Annotated in this window: 20 protein-coding genes; 14 read left to right on the top strand and 6 right to left on the bottom strand. The window is 71.4% G+C overall.

Annotated features, from left to right (window positions below; all coding sequences use genetic code 11):
* Window positions 1-75 precede the first annotated feature (75 nt).
* The 3 genes from CV755_RS31645 to CV755_RS31635 all read left to right on the top strand — a co-directional run bounded on the left by CV755_RS31645 (window position 76) and on the right by CV755_RS31635 (window position 2,033).
* Window positions 76-765, top strand: coding sequence for a response regulator (locus tag CV755_RS31645; protein WP_109284074.1), 690 nt, complete (start codon window positions 76-78; stop codon window positions 763-765).
* Between the two features lie 152 nt (window positions 766-917).
* The gene (locus tag CV755_RS31640) at window positions 918-1,316 is read left to right on the top strand and encodes an OB-fold nucleic acid binding domain-containing protein (RefSeq protein WP_109284072.1); all 399 of its coding nucleotides are present in this window, start codon (window positions 918-920) and stop codon (window positions 1,314-1,316) included.
* 3 nt (window positions 1,317-1,319) lie between these two features.
* Window positions 1,320-2,033 carry a DUF3159 domain-containing protein gene (locus CV755_RS31635; protein ID WP_109284070.1) on the top strand — a complete coding sequence of 238 codons (714 nt, stop codon included), beginning with the start codon at window positions 1,320-1,322 and terminating at the stop codon, window positions 2,031-2,033.
* Between the two features lie 82 nt (window positions 2,034-2,115).
* Here CV755_RS31635 and CV755_RS31630 read toward each other — a convergent pair whose 3' ends face one another.
* Window positions 2,116-2,793, bottom strand: coding sequence for a potassium channel family protein (locus tag CV755_RS31630; protein ID WP_109284068.1), 678 nt, complete (start codon window positions 2,791-2,793; stop codon window positions 2,116-2,118).
* Window positions 2,790-3,458 (bottom strand): potassium channel family protein, encoded by a 669-nt coding sequence (locus CV755_RS31625; protein ID WP_109284065.1) that lies wholly within the window; start codon window positions 3,456-3,458, stop codon window positions 2,790-2,792. Before CV755_RS31625 ends, CV755_RS31630 begins: the two co-directional genes overlap by 4 nt.
* 335 nt (window positions 3,459-3,793) lie before the next feature.
* On the opposite strand from CV755_RS31625, the gene CV755_RS31620 reads away from it, so the two are divergent.
* Entirely contained in the window at window positions 3,794-4,981 is a 1,188-nt protein-coding gene (locus tag CV755_RS31620) for an IS701 family transposase (RefSeq protein ID WP_109284063.1), read from the top strand.
* Here the strand turns inward: CV755_RS31620 and CV755_RS31615 are convergent.
* Together CV755_RS31615 and CV755_RS31605 are read right to left on the bottom strand one after the other, a co-directional pair.
* A complete protein-coding gene (locus tag CV755_RS31615; protein WP_109284061.1) occupies window positions 4,942-6,972 on the bottom strand; it encodes a helix-turn-helix domain-containing protein in 2,031 nt (676 codons plus the stop codon). The genes CV755_RS31620 and CV755_RS31615 overlap by 40 nt on opposite strands.
* Window positions 6,973-7,724: 752 nt before the next feature.
* Window positions 7,725-8,837: a transaldolase family protein gene (locus CV755_RS31605; protein WP_161968776.1), complete on the bottom strand. Its 1,113-nt coding sequence runs from the start codon at window positions 8,835-8,837 to the stop codon at window positions 7,725-7,727.
* Between the two features lie 952 nt (window positions 8,838-9,789).
* Between CV755_RS31605 and CV755_RS37285 the strand changes: the two genes are divergently transcribed.
* The 8 genes from CV755_RS37285 (at window position 9,790) to CV755_RS31560 (ending at window position 19,513) form a co-directional block, all read left to right on the top strand.
* On the top strand, window positions 9,790-11,754 hold the full coding sequence (locus tag CV755_RS37285) for an ATP-binding protein (RefSeq protein ID WP_422070620.1): 1,965 nt from the start codon (window positions 9,790-9,792) through the stop codon (window positions 11,752-11,754).
* Window positions 11,755-11,783: 29 nt separating this feature from the next.
* Window positions 11,784-12,188 carry a roadblock/LC7 domain-containing protein gene (locus CV755_RS31590; RefSeq protein WP_422070622.1) on the top strand — a complete coding sequence of 135 codons (405 nt, stop codon included), beginning with the start codon at window positions 11,784-11,786 and terminating at the stop codon, window positions 12,186-12,188.
* Complete coding sequence (locus tag CV755_RS31585; protein ID WP_109284315.1) at window positions 12,185-12,547, top strand: DUF742 domain-containing protein; 363 nt, start codon at window positions 12,185-12,187, stop codon at window positions 12,545-12,547. The genes CV755_RS31590 and CV755_RS31585 overlap by 4 nt, the downstream gene beginning before the upstream one ends.
* A complete protein-coding gene (locus CV755_RS31580) occupies window positions 12,525-13,193 on the top strand; it encodes a GTP-binding protein (protein ID WP_109284055.1) in 669 nt (222 codons plus the stop codon). The genes CV755_RS31585 and CV755_RS31580 overlap by 23 nt, the downstream gene beginning before the upstream one ends.
* Window positions 13,190-14,860 carry a cytochrome P450 gene (locus tag CV755_RS36450; protein ID WP_241561522.1) on the top strand — a complete coding sequence of 557 codons (1,671 nt, stop codon included), beginning with the start codon at window positions 13,190-13,192 and terminating at the stop codon, window positions 14,858-14,860. The genes CV755_RS31580 and CV755_RS36450 overlap by 4 nt, the downstream gene beginning before the upstream one ends.
* The gene (locus CV755_RS31570; protein ID WP_241561521.1) at window positions 14,842-15,963 is read left to right on the top strand and encodes a cytochrome P450 family protein; all 1,122 of its coding nucleotides are present in this window, start codon (window positions 14,842-14,844) and stop codon (window positions 15,961-15,963) included. The genes CV755_RS36450 and CV755_RS31570 overlap by 19 nt, the downstream gene beginning before the upstream one ends.
* Window positions 15,964-16,044: 81 nt before the next feature.
* Window positions 16,045-18,099: an APC family permease gene (locus CV755_RS31565; protein WP_109284051.1), complete on the top strand. Its 2,055-nt coding sequence runs from the start codon at window positions 16,045-16,047 to the stop codon at window positions 18,097-18,099.
* Between the two features lie 85 nt (window positions 18,100-18,184).
* Window positions 18,185-19,513 carry a class I SAM-dependent RNA methyltransferase gene (locus CV755_RS31560; protein WP_109284049.1) on the top strand — a complete coding sequence of 443 codons (1,329 nt, stop codon included), beginning with the start codon at window positions 18,185-18,187 and terminating at the stop codon, window positions 19,511-19,513.
* 28 nt (window positions 19,514-19,541) lie between these two features.
* On the opposite strand, the gene CV755_RS31555 is transcribed toward CV755_RS31560, so the two are convergent.
* A complete protein-coding gene (locus CV755_RS31555) occupies window positions 19,542-21,680 on the bottom strand; it encodes a DEAD/DEAH box helicase (RefSeq protein WP_109284047.1) in 2,139 nt (712 codons plus the stop codon).
* Window positions 21,680-23,011: a BREX system ATP-binding protein BrxD gene (gene brxD, locus CV755_RS31550; protein ID WP_109284046.1), complete on the bottom strand. Its 1,332-nt coding sequence runs from the start codon at window positions 23,009-23,011 to the stop codon at window positions 21,680-21,682. The genes CV755_RS31555 and brxD overlap by 1 nt, the downstream gene beginning before the upstream one ends.
* Before the next feature lie 148 nt (window positions 23,012-23,159).
* Here brxD and CV755_RS31545 point away from each other — a divergent pair, with 148 nt between their 5' ends.
* Complete coding sequence (locus CV755_RS31545) at window positions 23,160-24,983, top strand: DUF262 domain-containing protein (RefSeq protein ID WP_109284044.1); 1,824 nt, start codon at window positions 23,160-23,162, stop codon at window positions 24,981-24,983.
* Window positions 24,980-26,023, top strand: coding sequence for a CBS domain-containing protein (locus CV755_RS31540; RefSeq protein ID WP_109284042.1), 1,044 nt, complete (start codon window positions 24,980-24,982; stop codon window positions 26,021-26,023). The genes CV755_RS31545 and CV755_RS31540 overlap by 4 nt, the downstream gene beginning before the upstream one ends.
* Window positions 26,024-26,032: the final 9 nt, after the last annotated feature.

Genomic DNA, 26,032 nt, shown 5'->3' with positions numbered 1-26,032 from the left:
CCCCGGCCCAGACCTTCCCAGCCGATTTCCCGGGTCCCGTGGCGGGGCCCCGAAGAACAACAGAGGTGGTTCCGCATGAACCGGGTGCTCGTGGTGGACGACGAGCCGCAGATCGTCCGTGCCCTGGTGATCAACCTCAAGGCGCGGAAGTACGAGGTGGACGCCGCCCCCGACGGGGCCACCGCCCTCCAGCTCGCCGCCGCCCGCCACCCCGATGTGGTCATCCTCGACCTGGGCCTGCCGGACATGGACGGCGTCGAGGTGATCAAGGGACTGCGCGGCTGGACCCGGGTGCCCATCCTGGTGCTCTCCGCCCGCCACACCTCCGACGAGAAGGTGGAGGCGCTGGACGCGGGCGCCGACGACTATGTCACCAAGCCCTTCGGCATGGACGAGCTGCTGGCCCGGCTGCGGGCCGCGGTGCGCCGGGCGGAGCCCAATGGCGCGGCGGCCGCCGGGGACGACGCCACGGTGGAGACCGAGGCGTTCACCGTGGACCTGGCCGCCAAGAAGGTCAACCGTCAAGGCCGGGACGTCCGGCTCACCCCCACCGAGTGGCATCTGCTGGAGGTGCTGGTCCGCAACACCGGCCGCCTGGTCAGCCAGAAGCAGCTGCTCCAGGAGGTCTGGGGCCCCTCCTACGGCACCGAGACCAACTATCTGCGGGTCTATATGGCCCAGCTGCGGCGCAAGCTGGAGCAGGACCCTTCGCATCCCCGGCACTTCATCACCGAGCCGGGGATGGGGTACCGGTTCGAGGTATGAGCGCCGGGACGCCGCCCCGGCCGGGGGTCCGGCCCGTGGCGCAGCCACAATGCGGTGCAGCGTCCCCCGGGAAGACACAGCATCACCGAGCCCGGGATGGGGTACCGGTTCGAGGCGTGAAGCGGCGGTGAGCGCCCCGGTAGGCTGGGTTCATGAGTGCCGTACCCCGTTCCGAGAAGCCGACCGGCCGGTTCCGCCGGATGCTCGACCGGCTGTCCAGCTCCCAGGAGGAGCTGGACGACGCGGAGCTGCAGCAGCAGGCGGAGGCGGTGGGCTGCACCAAGATCTGCGACGTCGATGACCGGCAGATAGTGAAGGTCACCGGCACCCTGCGTACGGTCACCCTCCGGCCCAGGGCCGGAGTGCCCGCCCTGGAGGCGGAACTGTTCGACGGCTCCGCCGCCTTGGACGTGGTCTGGCTGGGGCGCCGTTCCATCGCGGGCATAGAGCCCGGCCGTAAGCTGATCGCCTCCGGCCGGGTCGCCATGAGCCGCGGCCGGAGAGTCCTGTTCAACCCCCGATACGAACTCCGACCGCTCGGACAGGAGTAGCCGTTGACGTCCCCCGACAAGACCGCCGGCGCCCAGGGTGACTCCCGGGCGGCCACCGAAGCCGCCCTGCTGGAAGCCTTCGGCGGAGTCCGCGGCATGGTGGAGACCACCGTGCCGGGCCTGGTGTTCGTGGCCGTCTACACGGCCGACCGTGATCTGCATATCGCCGGGATCGCGGCGCTGGCCCTCTCCCTGGTGCTGGGCATCGCCCGGCTGCTGCGCAGGGACACCCTCAAGCACGCCTTCGGCGGCGTGTTCGGGGTGGCCTTCGGTGCGGTGTTCGCGATGATGTCCGGCGACGCCAAGAACTTCTATCTGCCCGGCATGCTCTACACCCTGGGCCTGGCGGTGGCCTATATCGTCACCGCGCTGTGCGGGGTGCCGCTGCTGGGACTGATCCTGGGGCCGATCTTCAAGGAGAACCTCTCCTGGCGCACCCGCAACCCCGGCCGCAAGAAGGCGTACACCAAGGCCAGTTGGGCCTGGGGCCTGATCCTGCTGGCCAAGTCGGCGGTGCTCTTCCCGCTCTACTGGTGGGGCGACGCCACCCAGTTGGGCTGGGTGAAGGTGGCCCTGGGCATTCCGCCGATGCTGCTCTCGGTCTATCTGACCTGGATTTTCCTGGCCAAGGCCCCGCCGCCGATCGATGTCTTCGCGGAGCTGGAGGCGGCCGAGGCGGAGGCCAAGGCCAAGGCCGCGGCGGCACAGGGCAGTTGAACAAGCACACATTGACCAACGGCGGTTGACCAATGGTGAAGGGCCCCGGGAGCGCGCGCTCCCGGGGCCCTTCACCGTGTCCTCAGCCCGCGTTCTCCTCGCGGCGCACCGACAGCAGGTCCTCCAGCTGCTCCTCGCGCGCCGGGGCGGCCACGAACAGCAGCTCGTCACCGGCCTCCAGGGCGTCCTCCTTGTTGGGGGTCAGCACCCGGTTGCCGCGGATGATGGTGACCAGCGCGGTGTCCTCGGGCCACTCCACATCGCCGACCCGGGTACCGGCCAGCGCCGACTCCGGCGGCAGCGTCAGCTCCACCAGGTTGGCGTCGCCCTGGCTGAAGCGCAGCAGGCGCACCAGGTCGCCCACGCTCACCGCCTCCTCCACCAGCGCCGACATCAGGCGCGGGGTGGAGACGGCCACATCCACGCCCCAGGACTCGTTGAACAGCCACTCGTTCTTGGGGTTGTTCACCCGGGCCACCACCCGGGGCACCCCGTACTCGGTCTTGGCCAGCAGCGAGACCACCAGATTGACCTTGTCGTCACCGGTGGCGGCGATCACCACATTGCAGCGCTGGAGCGCGGCCTCGTCCAGCGAGGTGATCTCACAGGCGTCGGCCAGCAGCCACTCGGCCAGCGGCACCCGTTCCACCGAGATGGCCGAGGGGGCCTTGTCGATGAGCAGGACCTCATGCCCGTTCTCCAGCAGTTCCCCGGCGATGGAGCGGCCGACCGCCCCGGCTCCCGCGATAGCGACCCTCATCGGTGACCCTCCTCAGGCCCCTGCGCAAAGGCGGCCTCGACCTTCTCCACCTCGTCGGTGCGCATCATCACGTGGACCAGGTCGCCCTCCTGAAGCACCGTGGCCGAGCTCGGCAGCATTGCCTCGCCCAGCCGGGTGAGGAAGGCCACCCGTACCCCGGTCTCCTCCTGGAGCCGGCTGATCTTGTGGCCGACCCAGGCCGGGGAGACCGGGACCTCGGCGAGCTGGACGCCGCCGCTGGGGTCCCGCCACAGCGGCTCGGCGCCGGACGGCAGCAGCCGCCGCAGCATCTGGTCGGCCGTCCAGCGGACGGTGGCCACGGTGGGGATGCCCAGCCGCTGGTAGACCTCGGCGCGGCGCGGGTCGTAGATACGGGCCGCCACGTTCTCCACGCCGAACATCTCGCGGGCCACCCGGGCCGCGATGATGTTGGAGTTGTCGCCACTGCTGACCGCGGCGAAGGCGCCCGCCTCCTCGATACCGGCCTCGCGCAGGGTGTCCTGGTCGAAGCCGACGCCGGTCACCCGCCGTCCGCCGAATCCGGAGCCCAGGCGGCGGAAGGCCGTCGGGTCCTGGTCGATCACCGCCACCGTGTGGCCTTGCTGCTCAAGGGTCTGCGCGAGGGCCGAGCCCACGCGTCCGCACCCCATGATCACAATGTGCACGACGTCTGCCCCGTACTCCGGAATTCCGTGTTGACCTGAAAAAGCACGGCACCACCGTAGCCGGGCCCGGCGCCGGGCGGGTGCCCAGGCCGCCGACTGGCCGCCGGAGGCATCTGATACGGAACCACACGTTCCAGCCGCCCTGGTGGTCCCGCCACACCTCCCGCCGCACCTTCCGCCCCGCTCCCCGCCCCCGCCGGAACGGCCCTCACCAGGCGATTGGTGGCCGGACCACCGGCCCTGGGGCGGACGGGGTGGACGGCACACCTGGGCCGCGAGGGGCGTCCGGGAGCACCGTTGAGGGGACGGACCGGACGACCGACGCGGGGGAAGCGATGAATGGAACGGCACTGCGGGAGCGCACCGGGCGGCAGTGGGGGACCGGCCCCCAGGAGGCGGTGCTGGGCGAGCTGACCACCGCCCTGTTCGCCTCGCTGCCGCGCAGCGACCAGCGCCGCCGGGGCGAGACCTATCTGCGCGGACTGCTGGGCGCCCGCGGGCGCAAGTCCATCCGCAATATCGCCGCGCTGGCCGAGGGCCCGGCCGCCGAGCAGAGCCTGCACCACTTTGTCTCCAGTTCCACCTGGGACTGGGGCCCGGTGCGCCGCGCCCTGGCGCACCAGCTGGCCCGGACCCGCCCGCCGCAGGCCTGGGTGGTCCGGCCGATGCTGATACCCAAGGCCGGGGAGAACTCGGTCGGCGTGGAGCGCCGCTTCTGCCCGGAGGCGGGGCAGGTGGTCAACGCCCAGCAGGCGGTGGGGGTTTGGGCGGCCACCGCGGAGCACGCGGTTCCGGTGAGCTGGCGGCTGCACCTGGGCGAGAGCTGGCTGGACGATCCGGTGCGCCGCCGCCAGGCGATGATCCCGGACACGGTGCCGGCCGAGACGCTGGGGGAGTGCGTGGTGGAGTCCCATCTGGCGACGGTGCGCCGCTGGGGGCTGCCGCTGCGGCCGGTGGTGCTGGACGCCCGCCAGGCGGACACCCTGGCCGCGCTGCACCGGCTGCGTGCCGCGGGTGTCCCGGTGCTGGCCCGGGTCGGCGGCTCGCTGCGGCTGGCGGCGAGCGACACCCCGGCCGGGCGGACCGGTGAGATCTCGGCGCACCAGGTGCTGGCCGCGGCCCGGGACCTGCGCCGGCCGGTGCTCTGGCGCGGCCCCGGCGGCACGGTGCGCGCCCTGCTCACCGCCGCCGTGCGGGTGGCGCTGCCGCTGCCCGGACCGGCCGTACGCGGCCGGGACATGCTGCTGCTGGCGGTGGGGGAGCACGGCGGCCGCTGGCCCGCCGAGCTCTGGCTGACCGATCTGCTGAACGTCCCGCCCGCCGCGCTGGTCCGGCTCAGCCGGCTGGTGGCGACGGTGGACCGGGACTTCGCGGAGCTCTCCGACCGGGTGGGGATGCGGGACTTCACCGGCCGTTCCTTCGGCGGCTGGCACCGGCATGTCACCCTGGCCTCCGCCGCCCATGCGGTTCTCGCGCTGGGCCGTCAGGAGGAGTGCCCGGCGGAGCTGGTCCCGGCCTGCTGAGGAGCGCCGGGGCCGTCCTGGTGGAGCCGGGGTGGGCCGGCCGGAGCCGAGCCGGGCGGAGGCGACTCGGGCCGAGGCGAGCCGAGGCCGTCGCGGACGCGCAACACCCGCAGCGCCAGCTGGACTTCCAGCGCCCGCTCCGGCTCCTGCCAGGCGGGGCCCAGCAGTTCGCCGATGCGCTCCAGCCGGCGGGCCACCGTATTGGCGTGCACATGGAGCCGCTTGGCGGCATTGGTGGGGCTGCCGCCCGCCTCGAAGTAGATCTCCAGGGTGTGCAGCAGATCGGTGAACCGCTGCCGGTCGTAGTCCAGGACCGGGCCGATGGTGGCGTCGATAAAGCCGTCCACATCGTGGTTGTCCGCCAACAGCACGCCGACAAAGCCCAGTTCGCGCAGCGAGGCGGCGCGCCCGGTGGCGCCCAGCGCGGTCATGGCGTCCAGACAGCGCAGCGCCTCCTGCAAGGCGTGCCGGACGGCGGAGGGATCGCTCACCGGGCCCGCCGCGCCGACCGTCACCGGATGGCCCAGCAGCGGGGCGAGTTCGTCCAGCACCGCGCGGGCCGCCCGGCCGGCGTCACCGCCCGGCAGCAGCAGGACGGCCGAGCCCTGGTGGGCGCTGTTGAGGCCGCCCATCCGGTGGGCGTAGGAGGAGGCCCAGGCCGCCAGCCTGCCCCGGGCGTCGCCCTCCGGGCGGGCCACCACCAGGATGTGCTCGCCGCCCAGGTCGATGCCCAGCCGGCGGGCCTCCTGCCGCAGTTCCCGGGGCGGCCGCCGGATGCCCAGCAGCATCTCGCCCAGCAGGCTCTCGCGGATCCGGCCCTCGGCGGCGGCGCCCCGGCTGTTCTCCAGCAGCAGTTGCAGGGACATCATCTCGGTGACCAGCCGGAGCACCCGCCGGTCCTGCTCGCTCCAGGACCGCTCGGGCCGCCGCAGCACCAGGGTGCCCAGCTGGGTGCCGCCGCCGGCCAGCGGCACCGCCCAGCAGCCGTCGTCCAGCGCGGTCAGCCGCTGCCCGGCCCGGGTGGCCGGGCCCGCCGGGACCACGGTGTCCCGGCCGGGCTTCTCCGGCATCTCACCGGCCGAGGCCAGTACGGCGCCGCTCGCCCCCAGGATCCGTACCGCGGCGGCCAGTTCCCGCCCGGCCTCCCGGGCCAGGGCGTCCAGGTCGCCCTCGTCCAGCACCAGCTGGACCAGCCGCTGGTGGATCTCGCTGATGTCCCGGGCACCGCGCATCCCGGCCTCATAGCCCTCGGTACGGCCGCGCAGCTCCTCGATCAGCGCGGCATTGTGCTCCAGCACCCGCACCTGCTCCAGGGCCACGCTCACCAGATCGGCGAAGGTGCAGGTGAGTGCCACCTCCTCGGTGGTGAAGTGGCGCACGGTGCGGTCGCCGAGGTAGAGGGTGCCCACCGGGCGGGCGCCCCGGTACAGCGGTACGGCCAGGATGGCCCGCAGCCGCTCCGCCTTGACTACCCCGTCCACGTCCGGGCTGTGGTGGATGCGTTCATCGGGAAGGTAGTCCGGCGTCCAGAACGGGGACGGGTTCTCGCTGCGGGTGGTGGCGGAGCCCAGGCCGGTGCCCTGGGGGAGCCGCAGGCCGATGTTGCGGTCGGTGGTGTGGCCGTCAGAGGCGCGGATGACCGGGCAGCCCTCCTCGTCCAGCAGGCCGATCCAGGCCATGTCCGTGGAGAGCAGCACCCGGCCCCGGCGCAGGATGACCTTCAGCAGGGTGCCCATGTCCTGGGGTACGGCCAGGTCGAAGCCGGCGTCGAACAGGGCGGACAGATGGGCCTCGCGCTGCTGCTGGGCCTCGGTCTGCGCCCTGATGGACAGCCCCAGCCGGGTGGCGCGCTCCAGCGCGGCCAGTTCCTCCGGCGGCGCCCCGGCCAGCCGCCGCTCCTCCAGCAGGGCCGGGAACCGGTGGGAGGGCGCCCCGCTGTCCAGCATCTCCAGCACGGTGAACGCGGCGGCTTCGGCTCCACTGAGCGGCACGGTCTCTCCCCCTGGTCCTCGCCGGCCCCGGGTAAGTCCCGTTGGCGGGATCCGGCCCCTACCGGAGCGGCAATCGCACAAGGTAGGCGAGTGGCCGGAGTGCCGCAAGTGGCTTGATCGCGGCTGGATCACGGCTTGCTCGCGGCCCACGATGGGAAACGGCCGGGCGGGCTCAGCCTACTTGTCCTCCGGCGGCTCCCGGACTGTCCCATCGCCGGGCACGCTTGCTCTGGTGAGCGGCCCGTTTTGGGCGGTGGCGTGCCAGGCGCGGGCTGCAGAGGGCGTCGGCCGTGCGCCGTGCGCCGTGTGCGGTGGATGCGGGTGCGGCGGGTGCCGCGTATTGCAGGAGCGGTCCGCTTGCCGGTGGCGTGCCGGGCGCAGGCCCGTCGGTGGTCGGCTGCGCCCCGGGTGCGGCGGATGTTGCCGGTGCGGCCGATGCCGCGTATGGCGCGAGCGGCCCCCTCACCGGTTGGCATGTCCGGCGCGGGCCCGCCAGCGGCCGGCCGCGCCCCAGGTGCGGCGGGTGCGGCGGATGTTGTGGATGCGGCGTATCGCCGGAGCGGCCGGCTCACCGGTGGCGTGCCGGGCGCGGGCCCGTCGGTGGCCGGCTGCGCCCCGGGTGCGGTGGCTGCGGCAGATGCGGCGGTTGCGGCCAGTGCGGCGGATGCGGCGGATGTCGCGGGGCCGGCGGATGCCGCGTATCGCACCGTCCCGCGCGCTTCACCGGGCGTCCGGTGAACCGCCAAGGGCCGTCAGGCAGGCGCCAGTTGACCGGCCGCCGTGGCCAGTAAGCCACGCCAGTCGGCCGCCAGCCGCGCCAGGCTGCGGCGTTGCAGCCGGCCGGCGGCGGCCTCGGTGCAGCAGCCCAGGTGCTGTAGCCGGTCCAGCGCCTGGCGTGCCTGCCGGTGGGTACCGGTCAGAGTGTCGCCGTGCAGCCGGTAGCGGGCCGGGCCGGCCACCAGCTCCTCGGCCGGAATGGCGGCCGCGGTGCCCCAGGCGACCAGTCCGGCCAGCTGCCGGGCGGCGGCCGGGGGGTGGATGTGCCACATGGGCCGGGGCGGCCGCGCCCCGGCGGCGCTCAGCCGCCGCCAGCGGTCGCCGCCCAGCCGCTGCTCGTACAGCCGGTAGGCGAGCCGGGCCAGGGCCGGGGCGGCGGTGCCGCGCAGGGCCAGCGCCCGCTCCGTGCCCAGGGCGGTCAGCCGGGCGTCGGCCTCCGCCTCCACCAGGCCGACGGGCAGCGAGGTCACCGCGGCGACCGAGGACAGCGCCAGGCCCGCGGCCAGGGCGCGCTCCAGCCCGTCGAAGCAGGCGTCCAGCACCTGGCCGTAGCGGTGCACCGAGTAGACCTCGGTGATGTGCACCCCGATGCCCCGGCCCAGGCACTCGGCGACGGCCGTCAGCCCCTCCTCGGTGGCCGGGATCTTCACCAGCGCGTTGTCCCGGCAGGCCGCCCGGTGCAGCTGCTCGGCGGCGGCCACGGTGGCCCGGGCGTCCCGCGCCAGGGCCGGGTTCAGGTCCATCGAGACCAGGCCGTCCAGGCCCCGGCCGGCGGCGAACACCTCCGTCAGCTCGTCGCAGGCGGAGCGCAGGTCGTAGGCGCACACCGCGGTCACCGCCCGCTCCGGCGGGACCGAGCGGCGCGCCATATGGGAGAGCTGCTGCCGGCAGTCCGGGTCCGCCGCCATATCGGCGGCCAGGGCGCGCGGATGGGAGGTGGCGCCGCGCAGCCCGGCCTGGGTCACCAGGCGGGTGAGCAGCCCGGAGGAGAGCCGCGAGCGCGACAGGCCCTCCAGCCAGGGCGAGACCCCCTCGGCGAGCAGGGCGCCCAGCGGTCCGCCCGGCGGCTGGGGGAGTTGCTCGGCCATGGCGGGCGGCCCTCTCTCGTTCTCTCGTTCTGCCGTTCTGCCGGGCGGGGTTCGGCTCGTCGGCGGGGGCGATATATCGGCTGGGGGGCTGTTCGCCGCCCGGAGGCGGGTTGGTTCCGGCGACCGTAGAGAGCCCTTCGTCCGCCCGTCCAGCCCACGGGCCATACAGCGTCAATTCACCGATCGGTTGCGGCATTTGTCACGATTTATCACGCTCGCTCGCCGAAGTGATGTACCCGGAAGGCGATGTTGGCCGGTTCCCATCGGCCGCCCACAGGATGGCGGCGGACCGCCGAAGTCCGCACAGCCGAAGGAGTGTTACGGCATGACCGACGCCGCGACCAGGGGTGCTGCCACCGGGAAGGCGGGGGCCGAGGTGCGGCTGCGCCGGATTGCGGAGCCGGTGCCACGGGGCGGCGGTCCAGCGTAACGAGGCATGGGCGGCGCCCGGCCGCCACCCACGATGACCTGGAGTGGGCGGACGCGCTGCCGGCCACCACCGGCGGGCCGTGGTTCCAGGGCAAGCCGGTGAACAAGGCGGTCATCGTCCCGCCCGGCTTCGCGGACCCGGTGACGTGGGCGAAGGCCGATCAGAACCTCTGAAGCGCAAGCAGTGTTTCGGACAACCGGCCGGGCCCGGGTGCACCCGGACAACCCGGCCGCGTTGGCCTCCCGGGCCCGCCGGACGGTGGAGATCGCCACCGCCCGCCCGCAGGGGCCGGTCGTGGCCTGAAAACGCTCCTCACAAGGCCCTCGCAACGCCCTCGCAACGCCCTCCGCACCCGCGCCAAGCGGGCCCGGTGGGCGTTGTGCTGTTCGCCAATCGAGACGGAGGCGGAACGCTCGGTCACCGGCGTGGTTAGATGATCCGCGTATTCCGCTTTTGGACGGGACATCAGGACGCCGTAACCTGTCCCGCCGCCCGTATGCCCCCACGGTCCAAGAGGAATTGATGTCACATCACATACCGGAGGCGGTGACGTGGTGCCTGCTCGTCGCGCTGATCGCGGTGGCGGTACTGCTGATCCGCCAGCGCCGCATCACCACGGCGGTGCGTGCCCGGGTCGCGGCCCTGGAGGAGAACGTACAGGCCCGTGACGAGGAGGTGGCCCGCCTGGTGGCGGTCCGGCTGCCGTCCGTGGCGGACTCCATGCACAAGTCCGCGCCGCTGCCGGGACTGCAGGACGAACGGCTCGCCGGTACCGCCTTCGCCCAGAGCCTGCAGTCGGTGATGGAGCTCTTCGCCCAGGCCGTGGACAGGGCCCAGGAACGGGTGGACCAGTCCGCCAAGGCCGCGCTCAAGGCGTCCATGCGGGCCCTGCAGGGGCTGGCGCATGAACAGCAGCTGGCCATCTCGCGGATGCAGGAACGTCACGACAACCCCGATGTGCTGCAAGACCTGTTGGAGATCGACCACGCCAACTCCCAGTTCGGGCGCCGGGCGCAGGCCATCGCGGTGCTGTGCGGCTCCTGGCCGGGGCGGCAGCGCGTCTCCTCCCAGCTGACCGATGTGGTACGCGGCGCGACCTCGCGGATCCGCGACTACCGCCGGGTCCGGGTGCACGGGCACGGCGAAGTGGCCGTCGTCAGCCGGGCCGTGGAGCCGGTGGTGCTCGCCGTCGCCGAACTCCTCGACAACGCGGCCCGCCACTCGCAGCCCAACACCACGGTCGAGGTCAGCCTGCAGCCGGTGCACAACGGGGCGTGTGTGGTCATCGACGACGCGGGCGTCGGCATGGACGGCCAGGAGCTCCAGCGGGCCGCCGCCCTGCTCTCCGGCCGCCGCCCGGTGGACGTCTCCCGCCTGGGCGACCCCCCGCAGTTCGGCTTCCCCGTCATCGGCGTGCTCGCCGCGCGCTATGGCTTCAGCGTCTCGGTGGACACCAGCTCGCCGTACGGCGGCGTACGGGCCGTGCTGTTCCTGCCCAGCGCCCTGCTGATCAACCCGGACCTGGACGGCCCCAACACCACGCCTCTGGCACCCCCGTCCTCGCGCTCGGGCGCCGCTACCGCGCACGCCGACCGCGCCCCGGGTGCCGCCTCCACCCCGCCGGTCCCGGGACGCACGGGCGCCACCGGGGATCCCGGCCGCGCCGCCGCCCAGGGCGCGGCGGACGCCGGATACGGCCACGGTGCCGGCGAATCCGCCCATGCCGCCGCCTCGGGTGCGATGGACGCCGGGTACGGCCCTGGCGCGGCGCACCCGAGCTCCGACCCGGCATCGGCTGGCTCCGGGTACGGCCCCGGCGCCGGGGACCCCCGCCGTGCCCCGGGTGCGGACGCCGGGCACGCCCGTGGCGCCGGGCATCCGGACCTCAGCCCCGGTGACGCCGCCCAGGCTGCGGCCGCCGACGCCGGGTACGTCCCCGGCTCCGCGCAGCGTGACCGTGCCCCTGTCGCCGGACACCCTGCTCACGCCCCCGGCGCCACGCACCCTGCTCATGCCCCCGGCGCCGCGCACCCTGCTCACGCCCCCGGCGCCACGCATCCCGACTCCGCCCCCGCGGCCGGATCAGGGCCGTCGCAGGGCCCTGCCGGGACCACCGCCGGTGGCCTGCCCAAGCGCCGCCGCCGACAGCCCGCCCGCCAGGCTCCCCGCCCCCAGCCCGCCCAGCCGCTGCCCCCGGAGGCCACGCCCCAGCGCACTGCGGAGGAAACCGCCCGCCGCATGGGCGCCTTCGCCCGAGGCACCCGCGCGGGCCGAACCCCGGCCTACGGCACGCCCACCAGCGACGCGCCCAACCCCGCCGCCCCCAACGCAATCGGCCGCGCCGCCCGTCCCGGCGACCCCGCCCCCGGCATGGGCAGCGAGCCGGAGCTGCCCGGCGGCGGCCCGTACCCGTCCCGCGCCGGGGACACGGAATTCCACCCCCCTCGCCACGCCCCCCGAGAAGACGAAGGGAACACCCGCTCGTGAACGACCACATCAACCAAGAGCTCGCCTGGATGCTCGACGAGGTCGTGAAGATACCCGAGGCCCGGCACGCCATCCTGCTCTCCGCGGACGGGATGCTGCGCGCGCACTCGGAGGGGATCGACCGGGACGAGGCCGAGCGGCAGGCGGCCGCCCTGTCCGGTCTGCAGTCCATCAGCCGGTCCACCGCCGACTTCTGCACCCACCCCGCCCGGCAGGAGACGCCCTGGCGGCAGACCCTGATCGAGTTCGCGCACGGCTATGTCTTCCTGATCGCGGCCGGACCGGGCGCCTATCTGGCCGTCTCGGCGACCGAGAACGTGGACATGGAGGCCGTCACCTACCGGATGCAGAAGACCGTGGACCGGCTGGGCAAGGAACTGGTCAGCCCGCCGCGGCAGGGCACGGGGTGGCAGGGACCGGGCAGCCCGGCATGACCCCGGCGACGCCGAGGCGCGAACAGGGTCTCGTCCGGCCGTATGTCGTCACCGACGGCCGTGCCCATCCGACACGCAACACCTTCGATCTGGTCACCCTGGTCATGGCGTACGGCGACCTGCCGCTGGACGGGCTCAGCCCGGAGAAGCGGCGGCTGATGGAACTCTGCCTCGGCGGCGCCCTCTCGGTGGCCGAGATCGCCGGCCACCTGGCGCTGCCCGTCAGCGTCACCAAGGTGCTGCTCGGCGATCTCGTGGACAGCGGCCACCTCACCACCAGGGCTCCCATCCCCTCGGCAGTGCTGCCCGAGGCCCAGATCTTGCAGGAGGTGCTCGATGGACTCCGCGCTCGTCTGTGACGGCGGCAACGGCGTCGGCATCGGCAACAGCGTCGGCATCGGCAGCGGCGACAACGCCGGCAACGGCGACGCCGCCAACGGCGTTTATCTGCGGCGGACCGTGCGGACCGCCGCCAAGGTGCTGATCGTCGGCCACTTCGCGGTCGGCAAGACCACCTTCGTCGGCGCGCTGTCGGAGATCCGTCCGCTGCGTACCGAAGAGACCATGACCCAGGCGGGCGCGCATATCGACGACCTGTCCGGCATCGAGGGCAAGACCACCACCACGGTCGCCATGGACTTCGGCCGGATCACGCTCAGCGACAGCCTGGTGCTCTACCTCTTCGGCGCGCCCGGCCAGCAGCGCTTCACCCGGCTGTGGCGGGACATGACCCAGGGCGCGCTGGGTGCCCTGGTCCTGGCCGACACCCGGCGGCTGGAGCAGTCCTTCGATGTGATGGGCCTGCTGGAAGAGCACGGCCTGCCCTACGCGGTGGCCGTCAACCACTTCGACGGCGCCCCGGTCTACCCCGAGGAGGAGATCCGCGAGGCGCTGGACCTGCTCCCGGAGACCCCGCTGGTCACCTGTGACGCCAGGGACCGGATCTCGGCCACCAAGGCCCTGATCACACTGGTGGAGTATCTGATGACCCGGGAGACCGCGTGAACGGCCGCACCGCACCCCGGCAGGCGGTGACCGAACGCACCGGCTGCCCCGCCCACCGGGGCGCCACCCCGCTGCACGGACCGGAGTTCGCCGCCGACCCGCACGCCGTCTACCGGCGGCTGCGCGCCCAAGGGCCGGTTGCTCCCGTGGAGTTGGCGCCGGGGGCGTACGCCACCCTGGTCACCGACTACCGGGCCGCCCTGGAAGTCCTCCGCAGCCCGGACAAGTTCGGCAAGGACGCCCGCCGCTGGCGGGCGCTGACCGAGGGCCGGATCGCCCCGGACAACCCGGTGGTGCCGATGATGGCCTACCGCCCCAACTGCCTCTTCAGCGAAGGCGAGGCACACCGCCGGCTGCGCCAGGCGGTCACCGACAGCCTGGACCGCATCGACCCCAACTCCCTGCGCGGCTATGTGGAACGCAGCGCCGACACCCTGATCGACCGGTTCGCCGGGCAGGGCGAGGCCGATCTGCTGGGCGGCTATGCCAAGCAGTTGCCGCTGCTGGTGTTCAACCAGCTCTTCGGCTGCCCGGCCGCGCTGGGCGACCGCCTGGTGGAGGGCTTCTCCGCCATCTTCGACGGCATCGACGCCGAGCGTGCCAACGCTCTGATCACCGCCAGCCTCAGCGAACTCATCGGCCTCAAAAGGGCCCAGCCGGGCGCGGACATGGTCTCCTGGCTGATGGCCCATCCGGCCCAGCTCACCGACGAGGAGATGATCCACCAGCTGGTGGTGGTGATGGGCGCGGGCACCGAGCCACAGCAGAACCTGATCGCCAACGCACTGCGCCTGCTGCTCTCCGACGACCGCTTCGCGGGCGATCTGGCCGGTGGCAGCATGCCGGTGGAGGACGCGCTGGACGAAGTCCTCTGGCTGGACCCGCCGATGGCCAACTACGCCGTCCATTACCCGCTGGAGGACGTGGAGTTGGCGGGCGTGCGGCTGCCCGCCGGCGAACCGGTGGTGATCAGCTTCGCGGCCGCCAACACCGACCCCGCCCTGCACTCCGACCGCCGTACCGGCAACCGCGCCCACCTCGCCTGGAGCGCCGGGCCGCACCACTGCCCGGCCAAGGACCCGGCCCGGCTGATCGCCGCCACGGCGGTGGAACGGCTGCTGGACCGGCTGCCGGACATGGAACTGGCGGTACCCGCCGGCCGCCTGGTCTGGCGGCCCGGCCCCTTCCACCGCGCCCTGACCGCTCTGCCCGTCCGCTTCCCCCCGGCGCTCACGCCGCCCGTCGCCCACCATGTCCCCGGCTCCCCGTACGCCCCTGGCTCCCAGCACCATCCGGCGGCACCGCACCGTCCCGTCCCGGCGCACGGCCCAGCGGCAGCACACGGCTCCATGGCGGCGCACGGCCCCGTGACCGCGCACGGTCCCGCCAACGCACCCGGCCCCGTACCCCCACCCGGCCCCGTAACCCCGCCCGGCAGCGCGATCCCGCACCGCCCCGCGACCCCACACCACCGCCCGGTACCGCCGCACGTCCCCGAGACCTCTGGAGAGAATCGATGGAACGCCGACCCGATGCCGTATGGACCGACGAGCCGGTACGGATCGATCCCGCCGGCCGTGACATCCACGGCGAAGCCGCCCGTCTCCGCGAGCGCGGCGCCGCGACGCCCGTGGAGCTCCCTGGCGGCGTGGTGGCGTGGGCGATAACCACCCAGCCGCTGCTCCGGAAGCTGCTCACCGACCCCAGAGTCTCCAAGGACCCCCGGCAGCACTGGCCGCGCTGGATCAACGGTGAGGTCTCCCCCGAGTGGCCGCTGTACACCTGGGTCGCGGTGCGCAATATGTTCACCGCTTATGGCGGCGAGCACCGGCGGCTGCGCTCCCTGGTGGTCAAGGCGTTCACCGCCCGCCGCACCGCCGCCCTGCGCCCGCGCATCGAGCAGCTGGCCACCGGCCTGCTGGACTCGCTGGCCGCCGAGCCCGCCGGGGCCGTGGTGGACCTGCGCGAGCGCTACGCCTATCCGATCCCCATCCAGGTGATCTGCGAACTCTTCGGCCTGCGGGACGAGGAGCTGCGCGAGCGGCTGCGCCGCTGTGTGGACTCGGTCTTCCACACCTCCGCGGACGCCGAGGAGGTCACCGCCACCTATGCCGAGCTCTATGAACTGCTGGGCGCCCTGATCGCCGACAAGCGTCGGCACCCGGCCGACGACATGACCACCGCCCTGATCGCCGCCCGGGACGACGAGGGCGACACCGCGCTGAGCGAGCAGGAGCTGGCCGACACCCTGCTGCTGGTGATCAGCGCCGGTCATGAGACCACCGTCAACCTGCTGGACAACGCCATCCACGCCCTCCTCACCCACCCCGCCCAGCTCGCCCTGGTACGGGCCGGAAAGGCGAGCTGGGACGACGTCATCGAGGAGGCCCTGCGCGTCCAGGCCCCGGTGGCCAGCCTGCCGCTGCGCTACGCGGTCGAGGACATCGAACTCGACGGCGGCATCACCCTGCGCAAGGGCGACGCCATCCTGGCCGCCTACGCCGCCGCCGGACGCGACCCGGAACTGCACGGGCCGCACCCCGAACGCTTCGATGTGACCCGCGCCACCAAGGACCATCTGGCCTTCGGCCATGGGGTGCACTACTGCCTGGGCGCCCCGCTGGCCCGGCTGGAGGCCGCCATTGCACTGCCCGCCCTCTTCGAACGCTTCCCGGAGCTGACCCTGGCGGTGCCCCAGGAGGAACTGCTGCCGGTGGACTCCTTCATCTCCAACGGCCACCGCTCGCTGCCCGTGCGGCTGCGCGGCTGAGCCGCCGGCGCGTACCCGTTGCACCCCATCCGGTGGTGGCGGGTACGCGTGTTCCATACGGAACCCTTACGATCCTCTGTTGTGTCCAAACTGACCGACGTCCCGAAACGGATCCTCATCGGGCGGGCGCTGCGCAGCGACCGGCTGGGGGAGACCCTCCTCCCCAAGCGCATCGCGCTCCCCGTCTTCGCCTCCGACCCGCTCTCCTCCGTGGCGTACGCGCCGGGTGAGGTACTGCTCGTGCTGTCCGTCGCGGGGGTGTCGGCCTACCACTACAGCCTGTGGATCACGCTGGCCATCGTGGCCCTGATGGTCACGGTGGTCGCCTCCTACCGGCAGACCGTGCACGCCTATCCCAACGGCGGTGGCGCCTATGAGGTGGCCACCGTCAACCTGGGCCGCCGGGCCGGGCTCTCGGTGGCCAGCGCGCTGCTGGTCGACTATGTGCTGACGGTCGCGGTGTCGGTGGCCTCCGGAGTGGAGAACCTGGGCTCGGCGATGCCCTGGGCCGTCCAGCACAAGGTGCTGGTGGCCTTGGTGATCATCGCCTTGCTGATGCTGATGAACCTGCGCGGTGTCAAGGAGTCCGGCACCCTCTTCGCCATCCCCACCTATGCCTTTGTGGGCGGCGTGCTGCTGATGGTGGCCTGGGGCGGCGTCCGCGGCCTGGTGCTGGGCCACACCATGCGGGCGCCCACCGCCGACTACAAGATCACTGCGGAGCATGCCGGACTGGCCGGGCTGGCCCTGGTCTTCCTGCTGCTGCGCGCCTTCTCCTCCGGCTGTGCCGCGCTCACCGGTGTGGAGGCGATCAGCAACGGTGTGCCCGCCTTCCGCAAGCCCAAGAGCAAGAACGCCGCCGCCACCCTCTCCCTGATGGGCGTGCTGGCGGTCGCCATGTTCGTCGGCATCATGATCCTGGCCATGACCACCAAGGTGAAGATGGCCGAGAACCCGGCCACCGACCTGCTGATCAACGGCAAGCCGGCCGGCGCGGACTACAACCAGGACCCGGTGATCGCCCAGGTCGCCGACGCGGTCTTCGGCCATGGCTCGTTCCTCTTTGTCTTCCTGGCCGCCGCCACCGCCCTGGTGCTCTTCCTGGCCGCCAACACCGCCTACAACGGCTTCCCGGTGCTGGGCTCGATCCTCGCGCAGGACCGTTTCCTCCCGCGCCAGCTGCACACCCGCGGTGACCGGCTGGCCTTCTCCAACGGCATTGTGCTGCTGGCCCTGCTGGCCGGCGCCCTGGTCTATGCCTTCGGAGCCGACTCCACCAAGCTGATCCAGCTCTACATCGTGGGCGTCTTTGTCTCGTTCACCTTCAGCCAGGGCGGCATGGTCAAGCACTGGAACCGCCACCTGGCCACCGAGACCGACAAGACCGCCCGCCGCAAGATGCACCGGGCCCGGTTCATCAACGCCTTCGGCATGGTCTTCTCGATCCTGGTCCTGATCATCGTGCTGCTGACCAAGTTCACCCATGGCGCCTGGCTGGCGGTGCTGGGCATGGTCGGCTGGTACACCGTGATGACCTTCATCCGGCGCCACTACGACCGGGTGTCCGAGGAGATCGCCGCCGAGGAGGGCGAGGCGGACGAGGCCGTACGCCCCTCCCGGGTGCACAACCTGGTCCTGGTCTCCAAGGTCCACAAGCCCACCCTGCGCGCCCTGTCCTACGCCAAGCTGATGCGCTCCTCCGGCCCGGTGGAGGCGCTGAGCGTCAATGTCGATCCGGTGGAGACCAAGGCGCTCCAGCAGGAGTGGGAGCGGCATGGCATCGACGTACCGCTGAAGGTGCTGGACTCGCCCTACCGCGAGATCACCCGGCCGATCATCGACTATGTCCGGAGCCTGCGGAAGGAGAGCCCGCGGGACGCGGTCAGCGTCTATATCCCGGAGTATGTGGTCGGCCACTGGTACGAGCACCTGCTGCACAACCAGAGCGCCCTGCGCCTGAAGGGCCGGCTGCTCTTCACGCCCGGCGTGATGGTGACCTCCGTGCCCTGGCAGCTGGACTCCTCCGAGGTGGCCCGCCGCCGCGCCCGCAAGCGCGCCGAGTGGAACGCGCCCGGTTCGGTCCGCCGCGGCCCGGTGGCCCAGCCCAAGAAGGAGAAGGCGGGCGGCAGGAAGTAGCCCGGCGGGGCGGGGGCGCGGCGGGACGTAGACTGAACGGTCGTTGCCCCGCCGCCCCCCTCACCTCACCAGGAGCTCTTCCACCATGCAGACGGAACCCGCCAAGTCGCTGGTCGGCCAGGAGTACCAGGTCGAGGTCGGCCCGGTGGCACACGGCGGCCACTGCGTGGCCCGCACCGAATCCGGCCGGGTCCTCTTCGTCCGGCACGCCCTCCCGGGCGAGCGTGTGGTGGCCCGGGTCACCGAGGGCGACGAGACCTCCCGCTTTCTGCGCGCCGACGCCATCGACATCATCGAGCCGTCCAAGGACCGCGTCGAGGCCCCCTGCCCGTTCTCCGGCCCCGGCAAGTGCGGCGGCTGTGACTGGCAGCATGTCGCCCCCGGCGCCCAGCGCCGCCTCAAGGCCGCGGTGATCACCGAGCAGCTGGCCCGGCTGGCGGGTCTCACCCCCGAGGAGGCCGGCTGGGACGGCACGGTCGTCCCGGCCCCCGGCGACAAGGTCGCCAAGGGCGAGGTCCCCGCCTGGCGCACCCGCGTCCAGTACGCCGTGGACGCCGAGGGGCACGCGGGCCTGCGCAAGCACCGCTCCCATGAGGTCCAGCGCATCGACCACTGCCTGATCGCCGCCCCCGGCGTCAGCGAACTGGGCGTGGAGAAGCGCGACTGGCCGCAGATCGCCTCGGTGGAGGCCATCGCCGCCACCGGCTCCGGCGACCGCCAGGTCGTCCTCACCCCCCGCCCCGGCGGCCGCCTGCCGATCGTCGAGCTCGACAAGCCCGTCTCCGTCCTCCGGGTAGGGGAGAAGGACCAGCGCATCCACCGCGTCCACGGCCGCCCCTTCGTCCGCGAACGCGCCGCCGGCCGCACCTGGCGGGTGGCCGAGGGCGGCTTCTGGCAGGTCCACCCGCAGGCCGCGGACATGCTGGTGGAGGCCGTGATGCAGGGCCTGATGCCCCGTAAGGGCGATATGGCCCTCGACCTCTACTGCGGCGTCGGCCTGTTCGCCGGCGCCCTGGGCGAGCGGGTCGGCGACCAGGGCGCCGTCCTGGGCATCGAGTCCTCCAAGCGCGCCGTCGAGGACGCCCGCCACAACCTCGCCGATCTGGACCGGGTTCGCATCGAACACGGCAAGGTGGAACAGGTCCTGCCGCGCACCGGCATCACCGAGGCCGACATCCTCGTCCTCGACCCGCCCCGCTCCGGCGCCGGCCGCGACACCGTCCGCCGCCTCGCCGCCCTGGGCGCCCGCCGCATCGCCTACGTCGCCTGCGACCCGGCCGCCCTGGCCCGCGACCTCAAGTACTTCGCGGCCGAGGGCTACCGACCGGTCACGCTGCGGGCGTTCGATCTGTTTCCGGTTACGCATCATGTGGAGTGCGTGGCGGTGCTGAAGCGGGTCCCCCAGGCCGACTGACCGGTGGGGCGTCGCCGGGTGCTGATCGTCAGGGAGCCGGTGCGAGATGGAATCGCACCGGCTCCGCCAGCACCGCGCGCGCTCCTTCGAAATCGGCAAGTCTGGCGGCGACCGTAGCCACCGCCAGGCGTTGTGGCAGCGCGGCGGAGAACTTCAGTCCGCGCACCGCCCGCCTGTCAACATCCGGGAGCACCAAAGCCGTTCCTCCGCCGGAGCTCTCATGGGCAGTACGCCATGCCTCGGGTGTCAGATTCTCCCGCAGCCGCACAAAGCAGTCGGTTGGGCGCTGCACGGGATCGCTGATGGATGGCAGCGTCGCGGCGAGCGTCGCATTGGCGCGGTAGCCGGCCCAGGTCCACCAGCGCACGTCAATCCCGCGTCGGCTTACCAGCGTTCCGCCAGGATGAACGAGGTGAGGAGCGGCATCTCGCCGCCACTCGGTCAGGCAAGCGCTTGCCCGCCGGGTCAGGGTGACCGGGGGATCGGAGCCCAGCAACACCTCCCGCATCGCGCGGGTAAGGGAATACGACAGCCCGGCGATCGAGCCGCCGGTCCATTTGGCGATGCCGCCGCTGTCGACGGGTTCGACGAAGACACGCTTGCGGCCCCAGTCGATGTAGGTCACCTGCCAGCTGCGGCCGCCGAGCAGCAGCCGCCGGGGCCCGGGCCGCTCCTCGGTCAGTACGGAGGGATCCGTCTGCCCTATTTCGGTGCGCCCGGACAGCACTGTGAACTGCGGGGGTGCGGTAAAGGAGGCGGTCAGTTCCATGAAGTGGCGATGGCCGAAGCGGCGTTCGGCCTCGGAGCCGATGAACAGCAGCCCGTCGTCCGCTTCAAGAAAACCCTCCCTCACCAGATGGCGCACGATGGGCGAGGCCGACCGGTCGAATGGCGGGAGGCCGTTCCACTGCTCGGGCCACAACTGGTCGCCGATCTTGTGCTCCTGAAGGGCCAGGGCGAGCAGCTGTTGTGCCACCAAGTGGCGTGGTTCGGGTGGCGCCGCCACCGCTTCCACCCAGCCGCGCCCCCAGAGCAGGAGTAATGCGCCTGCCTGAAGCAGGGCATCCTTGCCGGTCGTCAGGAACAGACAATTCCGCGTGGCGCCCGGCCGGCGTCCCGTGCGTCCGATGCGCTGCAGGAACGAGGCCACGCTGGCCGGTGAGTCGATCTGGATGACACGGTCCAAGTCGCCTACGTCGATGCCGAGTTCCAGTGTCGACGTGGCGACAATGACACAGTCACGTCCTTCGGCGAATGCCTGCTCGGATCTGGCTCGCTCCTCCGCCGACAGCGAGGCGTGTGACAGGAACACCGTCACCTCCCGGGCTCGCAGCGCGGCGCCCAGCTGCTCGACCTGCCGCCTGGAGTCGCAGAACACCAGTCTTTTCTCGCCCCGGTGCAGGGCGGCGATGAGCTTGGCGGCGTTGTCGAGGGAGCCGACGTAGTCCAGTTCCACGTCGCCCGGTGGCCGGGTGCGTTCGGAGGCTGCGGGGACACGGTTCGGGGCGATTACCTGTCCTGGCCGCTTCCCGGCACCGGATCCCTGGAGCCAGGTGAGGAGTTGCTGCGGGTTTCCGACCGTCGCGGAAAGCCCGATGCGCTGGATGGGATGGCCCGTGACCCGGCGAAGGCGCTCCAGCACCGCTAGCAGGTGCCACCCACGGTCGTCATCGGCGAAGGCATGGACCTCGTCGACGATGACCGTCCGTATGCTTCCCAGGAGATGGGTGTGGTCCGTCTTCCCCCCGATGAGCATGGCCTCCAACGACTCCGGCGTGGTGAGCAGGATGTCCGGTGACTCCACACGGATGCGCTGCCGTTGCGACTCCTGGGTGTCGCCGTGCCAGAGGGCGGCACGCCGGCCCAGCCAGCCGGCGTACGAACCGATGCGCCCTATCAGATTGTTGAGAAGAGCCTTGAGGGGGCACAGATAGAGCACCGAGGTGCCGGACCAGCCCCGCTCGGTCATGGCCGAGAGGATGGGCAGACACGCCGCCTCGGTCTTTCCACCGGCGGTGGGAGCGAGCAGGAGGGCGTCTTCGCCGTCCATGAGAGGGTTGATCGCCGCACGCTGCAACGGGCGGAGGTCGGGCCAGCCGAGGGTGTTCACCACATGGTGGATTACCACCGGATCGAGTCGGTCCACAGGGTCACCGGTAGCGGCCATTACACCTCCAGCTCGATGCCATCGGCGGAGGCCGCTGCCAGGTTCCGTTCCACGTCGGTGAGTTCGCCGGCCGCCACGGTAAGCCGGTAGTGCTTCCTGGGATCGAATTCCTGGAACTGGTCAATACGGTCGAGGACGTCGCCGACCAGCTTTTTGAGAAATAGCCGCGGTGCGACTCCGGCCTTCCCGGCCAGGGCTCCGCCCACGGCCCGGGCGAGCTCGGCGATGTAAGCGTCATCGGCGAGCGCCGTGACGCGGCCGGGCGCGTCGGCGCTTGCCGTGTACAGGTCCCGGACGGCCGTCCCGAGAGCAGCCAGGGATTCCTGGGTGAAACCGGGCAAGCGCAGCTGCACGGCACGAGGATTGTCGAAGCGCGGATCGGTGGTGAAGTCGGTGGCCAGGCGCTGGGCGAGTGGTGCCAGCCGCTGCACGCCCTGCCGGCCGTCGTAGAACGCCGGAGTTCCGGTGATCACCAGGTAGAGGCCGGGGAAGCGCCCCGAGTGAACCTCGTCGATGAGCTGTCGCAGTGCGTTGAGGGCTTTGTCGCGGGCGTCGGACCGAACCCGTTGCAGCGTCTCCACCTCGTCGAGGACGACGAACAGACCCCGGTGTCCCGAGTCGCGCAGCACGGTCAGCAGGCCCTGCAGAAAGCCGAGGGCTCCGAAGTGATCGAGGTTGCCGCGCACCCCCGCCGACCGCCGGGCAGCGGCTGCCACATGCGGCTGTCCGCCCAGCCAGGCCAGGATGGCCGCCGCCGTTGCCTCGTCGCCCTTGGCGAGGGCGGCCCGGTAGCCGAGCAGGGCGGTCGCGAAGGACGGGGCGTGCCGGGATACCTCGGCAAGGCGCGTACTCAGCAGCTTCTCCACCTCCTCGGCCAGCGCGTCCTCGGTCGCACCGGCCGCCAGGGCGTCTTCCTCCAGGGCGTAGAACCAGGCGTCCACGATGGGCCGGAGGGCACTGGACGGGAAGCTCGCCGTGGTCAGCCGCTCCGTGAGCCGCCGGTAGACGGTCTCCAGTCTGTGCAGCGGCGTCTCGGTCTCCGAGACCTGTATCTCCGCCACGGCGAAGCCGAGCCGCTTGGCCCGCTCTCCCAGCCATCGGGTGAAGAAGGTCTTGCCGGATCCGTACTCTCCCCGCACGGCCTTGAACACCGAGGCACCGGAAGCGACCGAGTTCAACTCGCCGTCCAGCGCGGCCTCGAACCGGTCCAGGCCGGTGGCCAGCAGGTCAAGCCCGCTCTCCGGTACGGCGCCGCGCCGGAGGGCGTCGATGACGGCACGGCGCCGTACCGCGCTGGCCTGGACGGGACGGGACGATGCAGCGGTAGTCACGCCCACCAGTGTCCCACTGATGCGATGGCCCGAACCGTGGCTGAAAACGATAGGTCTTCAACACACCAGGTTTGACGCGCAGTTGTGACATTGCTGCAATCATTGCCCGCGCGGACGCGCGTGAGTGGTGAGGGTGGGGTGCGAGCGCGTGGCTGGACTCGACAATGTGAAGCTCAAAACGCTCCTGGCGGATGTCGCCACGGGAGCGCTTCAACTCCCCGATTTCCAACGGGAGTGGAAGTGGGACGACGATCGCATTCGCGCCATTGTCGCGACGGTGACGCTCGACTACCCGCTGGGCGTCGTCATGACGCTGGAAACGGGCGGTGAATCACCCTTCCGGGCACGGGCCCTCACCGGGGCGCGGATCGAAGAGATGCCGGATCCCGCCCTGCTTCTCCTCGATGGGCAGCAGCGCCTCACCTCGCTCTTCCAGGCACTCTTCCAGGACCGCCCGGTGGAGACCATCGACGCTCGGGGCAACCCCGCCCGGCGCTGGTACTACGTGGACATCAAGAAGGCCGTCGGCTCTGCTGCGGACCGTGACGAGGCGATCGTCTCGGTCCCCGAAGGCAAGGTTCTGCGGGCGAATTTCGCCCGGGACGTCGTCCACGACCTGACCAGCACCGAAAGCGAGTGCGCTGCAGGGCTGTTCCCGTTGCGTATCGTCTTCGACACCGCCAAGGTGAACGCCTGGCGGCGGGTGTACGAGAAGGGGGACGACGGGCATTTCGACCTGTGGAGCCGCTTCGAGGAGCAGGTTCTCGAGCATGTGAGGTCCTTCCAGGTGCCCATGATCAAGCTGGCCGCCTCGACCTCCATGGACGCCGTCTGCGCCGTGTTCGAGCGGGTCAACACTGGTGGCGTCCCGCTCAATGTCTTCGAACTCCTGACGGCCACCTACGCCGGTGACCGGGGCTACCGCGAGCGGACGGGAGGCTACTACGAGCTTCCGAAGGTCTGGCACACGGTCAAGGAGGAACTTGCCCTCCGGTACCCGGTGTTCGGCCGTCTGGCGATGGGCATCGACGACGGTCTGAGCAGCACCGACTTCCTGCAGGCCGTGGCGCTCGTCCGTACCTGGCACCGTAAGCAGACCGGGCACGGAAGCGGTGTCTCCTGCAAGCGACGGGACCTTCTCGAACTGCCGCTCGCGGACTTCGAATCCCTTGCCCCACGGCTGGCGGACGCATTCGCCTGGGTCGGCGCGTTTCTCGAGAAGCAGTGCATTGTGAGGGTCACTGACCTGCCCTACCGGACGCAACTGATTCCGCTCGCCGCAGTCCGCACCATCCTCGGTGAGGACACCGACACGCTCGGCGCCGAAGACATGATCACGCAGTGGTACTGGTGCGGTGTGCTGGGGGAGATGTACGGCGGTTCCACCGAGAGCCGCTTCACCAGGGATGTCGAACAGCTCGTGGCATGGATCCGGCGCGACGGAGTCGCCCCCGAGACGGTGACCGACGCCTACTTCTTCCCCGAGCGCCTGGACTCCCTCACCACCCGCAACAGCGCTGCATACAAGGGGATTTACGCCCTGCTCATCAAGCAGGGCGCGGTGGACTGGCATTACACGGACGCCCCGCTGAAGCCGAGTGTCATGGATGAATACGGGGTGGACATCCGTCAGATCTTCCCCCGCAGCTGGGTGCGCCGGCGCCGGACAGGGGCCGACAGCCTTCCTGCCAACTCCATCGTCAACAAGACACCCTTGTCGCTGCGTGCCGCGCAGACCCTGGCCGGACCGCCCGCCGCCTACCTGGATTCCCTGGCCGCTGCATCCGACATGCGCCGCGAATGGTTCGACGACGTGATCGCCACCCATCTGATCGACCCCTACCACCTGCGCGCCAACGACTATGAGGCGTTCTATACCGCGCGCGCCAAGCAGTTGGAGGACCTGGTCTATGCGGCCATGGGCAAGCGGACGATTCTGCGTGACATGAAGGACAGCGAGGCGGCCCGGTGAAGAGGCGGCCCACGGAGAAGGAGCTTCTCGCCCTCAAGGGCACCGAGGTGCCCGTCGACCATTTCCTCGATCTCTTCGGCGTGCGGGTGCGGCGGCCCTGGAACGTCCATGACATCGCGCAGGTCCTGGCTGATGCGGGCCTTGCCACTTTTCCTGACTTCGCCACCTGTGGTGCTCGGGATCGCGTACAGATCACCGCACTTGCCACGGTGGGATCGTCCTCGTCCGGGCAGGAAGAGGACGGTGCCGTCGAGGAGGAACCGCTGCCGCCGGGCGCACTGCCGCAGCGGCTGCGGATCGGTGATCTGCCGTCGGCGCGCGGGGGAGTGGACTGCGTCCCTGCCGGAGCACCGCTGTCCCAAGCGACATATCTCATGCGGCACCGTGGCCATGCGCAAGTTCCCGTGGTTACCGCGACCTTGGTGCATGGCGTGGTTACCTGGCGCTCGCTGGCACTCATGTACGAGAGAGGAAAGGACCCGACTCTCGACAACGCCATGCAACAGGACTCCTTGCCGGTGGTCGATGTCCGGCAGGAGTTCTTCGCCTGCCTGCCGATGCTGATGGAGCAGGGTTATCTGCTTGTGCGGGGAGAGGACGGCAGCCTTTCCGGGATCGTGACGAACAGCCATGTCGTCGACCGCTTCGAGAGTGCGGCGCGTCCCTTCTTTCTCCTTGGGGAGATCGAATCGCTCCTCCGCCGGTGGTTGGGGTCCAGACTGACGGTCGATGCCATCAAGGCCGTTCAGACCAACAAGAGAGCGGAGGAACGAACCGGCAGGGTGGAGGAGTTGATGTTCGGCGACTATCTACGCCTTCTCGACGGAGAACAGAAGAAGGTGGCGATGGCACAGCAGGCCGACCTCAACTGGTCGGCCCTTCGATGTGAATCCCTGGACCGTGGCCAGTTCGTGCGACACCTGGAGCGGGTGAAGACGATCCGAAACCGGATCGCCCACTTCGATGCCAAACCGCTGCCAGCTGACGACATGCAGGAACTGACTGCCTTCACCACCCTCCTGCGCGACTACGTCAATTGAATCGCGGCT

This window comes from Streptomyces orinoci, from assembly GCF_003121295.1.
Lineage (GTDB): Bacteria > Actinomycetota > Actinomycetes > Streptomycetales > Streptomycetaceae > Streptomyces > Streptomyces orinoci.
This window is presented reverse-complemented; position numbering and strand designations above follow the sequence as displayed.

Excerpts from the sequence above, each read along its gene's own strand:
- CV755_RS31645 (WP_109284074.1), top strand. The coding sequence starts at position 76 with ATGAACCGGGTGCTCGTGGTGGACGACGAGCCGCAGATCGTCCGTGCC.
- CV755_RS31585 (WP_109284315.1), top strand. The coding sequence starts at position 12,185 with ATGACCCCGGCGACGCCGAGGCGCGAACAGGGTCTCGTCCGGCCGTAT.
- CV755_RS31555 (WP_109284047.1), bottom strand. The coding sequence starts at position 21,680 with ATGGCCGCTACCGGTGACCCTGTGGACCGACTCGATCCGGTGGTAATC.
- CV755_RS31580 (WP_109284055.1), top strand. The coding sequence starts at position 12,525 with ATGGACTCCGCGCTCGTCTGTGACGGCGGCAACGGCGTCGGCATCGGC.
- CV755_RS31630 (WP_109284068.1), bottom strand. The coding sequence starts at position 2,793 with ATGAGGGTCGCTATCGCGGGAGCCGGGGCGGTCGGCCGCTCCATCGCC.
- CV755_RS31560 (WP_109284049.1), top strand. The coding sequence starts at position 18,185 with ATGCAGACGGAACCCGCCAAGTCGCTGGTCGGCCAGGAGTACCAGGTC.
- CV755_RS31605 (WP_161968776.1), bottom strand. The coding sequence starts at position 8,837 with ATGGCCGAGCAACTCCCCCAGCCGCCGGGCGGACCGCTGGGCGCCCTG.
- CV755_RS31590 (WP_422070622.1), top strand. The coding sequence starts at position 11,784 with ATGCTCGACGAGGTCGTGAAGATACCCGAGGCCCGGCACGCCATCCTG.
- CV755_RS31620 (WP_109284063.1), top strand. The coding sequence starts at position 3,794 with ATGAATGGAACGGCACTGCGGGAGCGCACCGGGCGGCAGTGGGGGACC.
- CV755_RS37285 (WP_422070620.1), top strand. The coding sequence starts at position 9,790 with ATGTCACATCACATACCGGAGGCGGTGACGTGGTGCCTGCTCGTCGCG.
- CV755_RS31640 (WP_109284072.1), top strand. The coding sequence starts at position 918 with ATGAGTGCCGTACCCCGTTCCGAGAAGCCGACCGGCCGGTTCCGCCGG.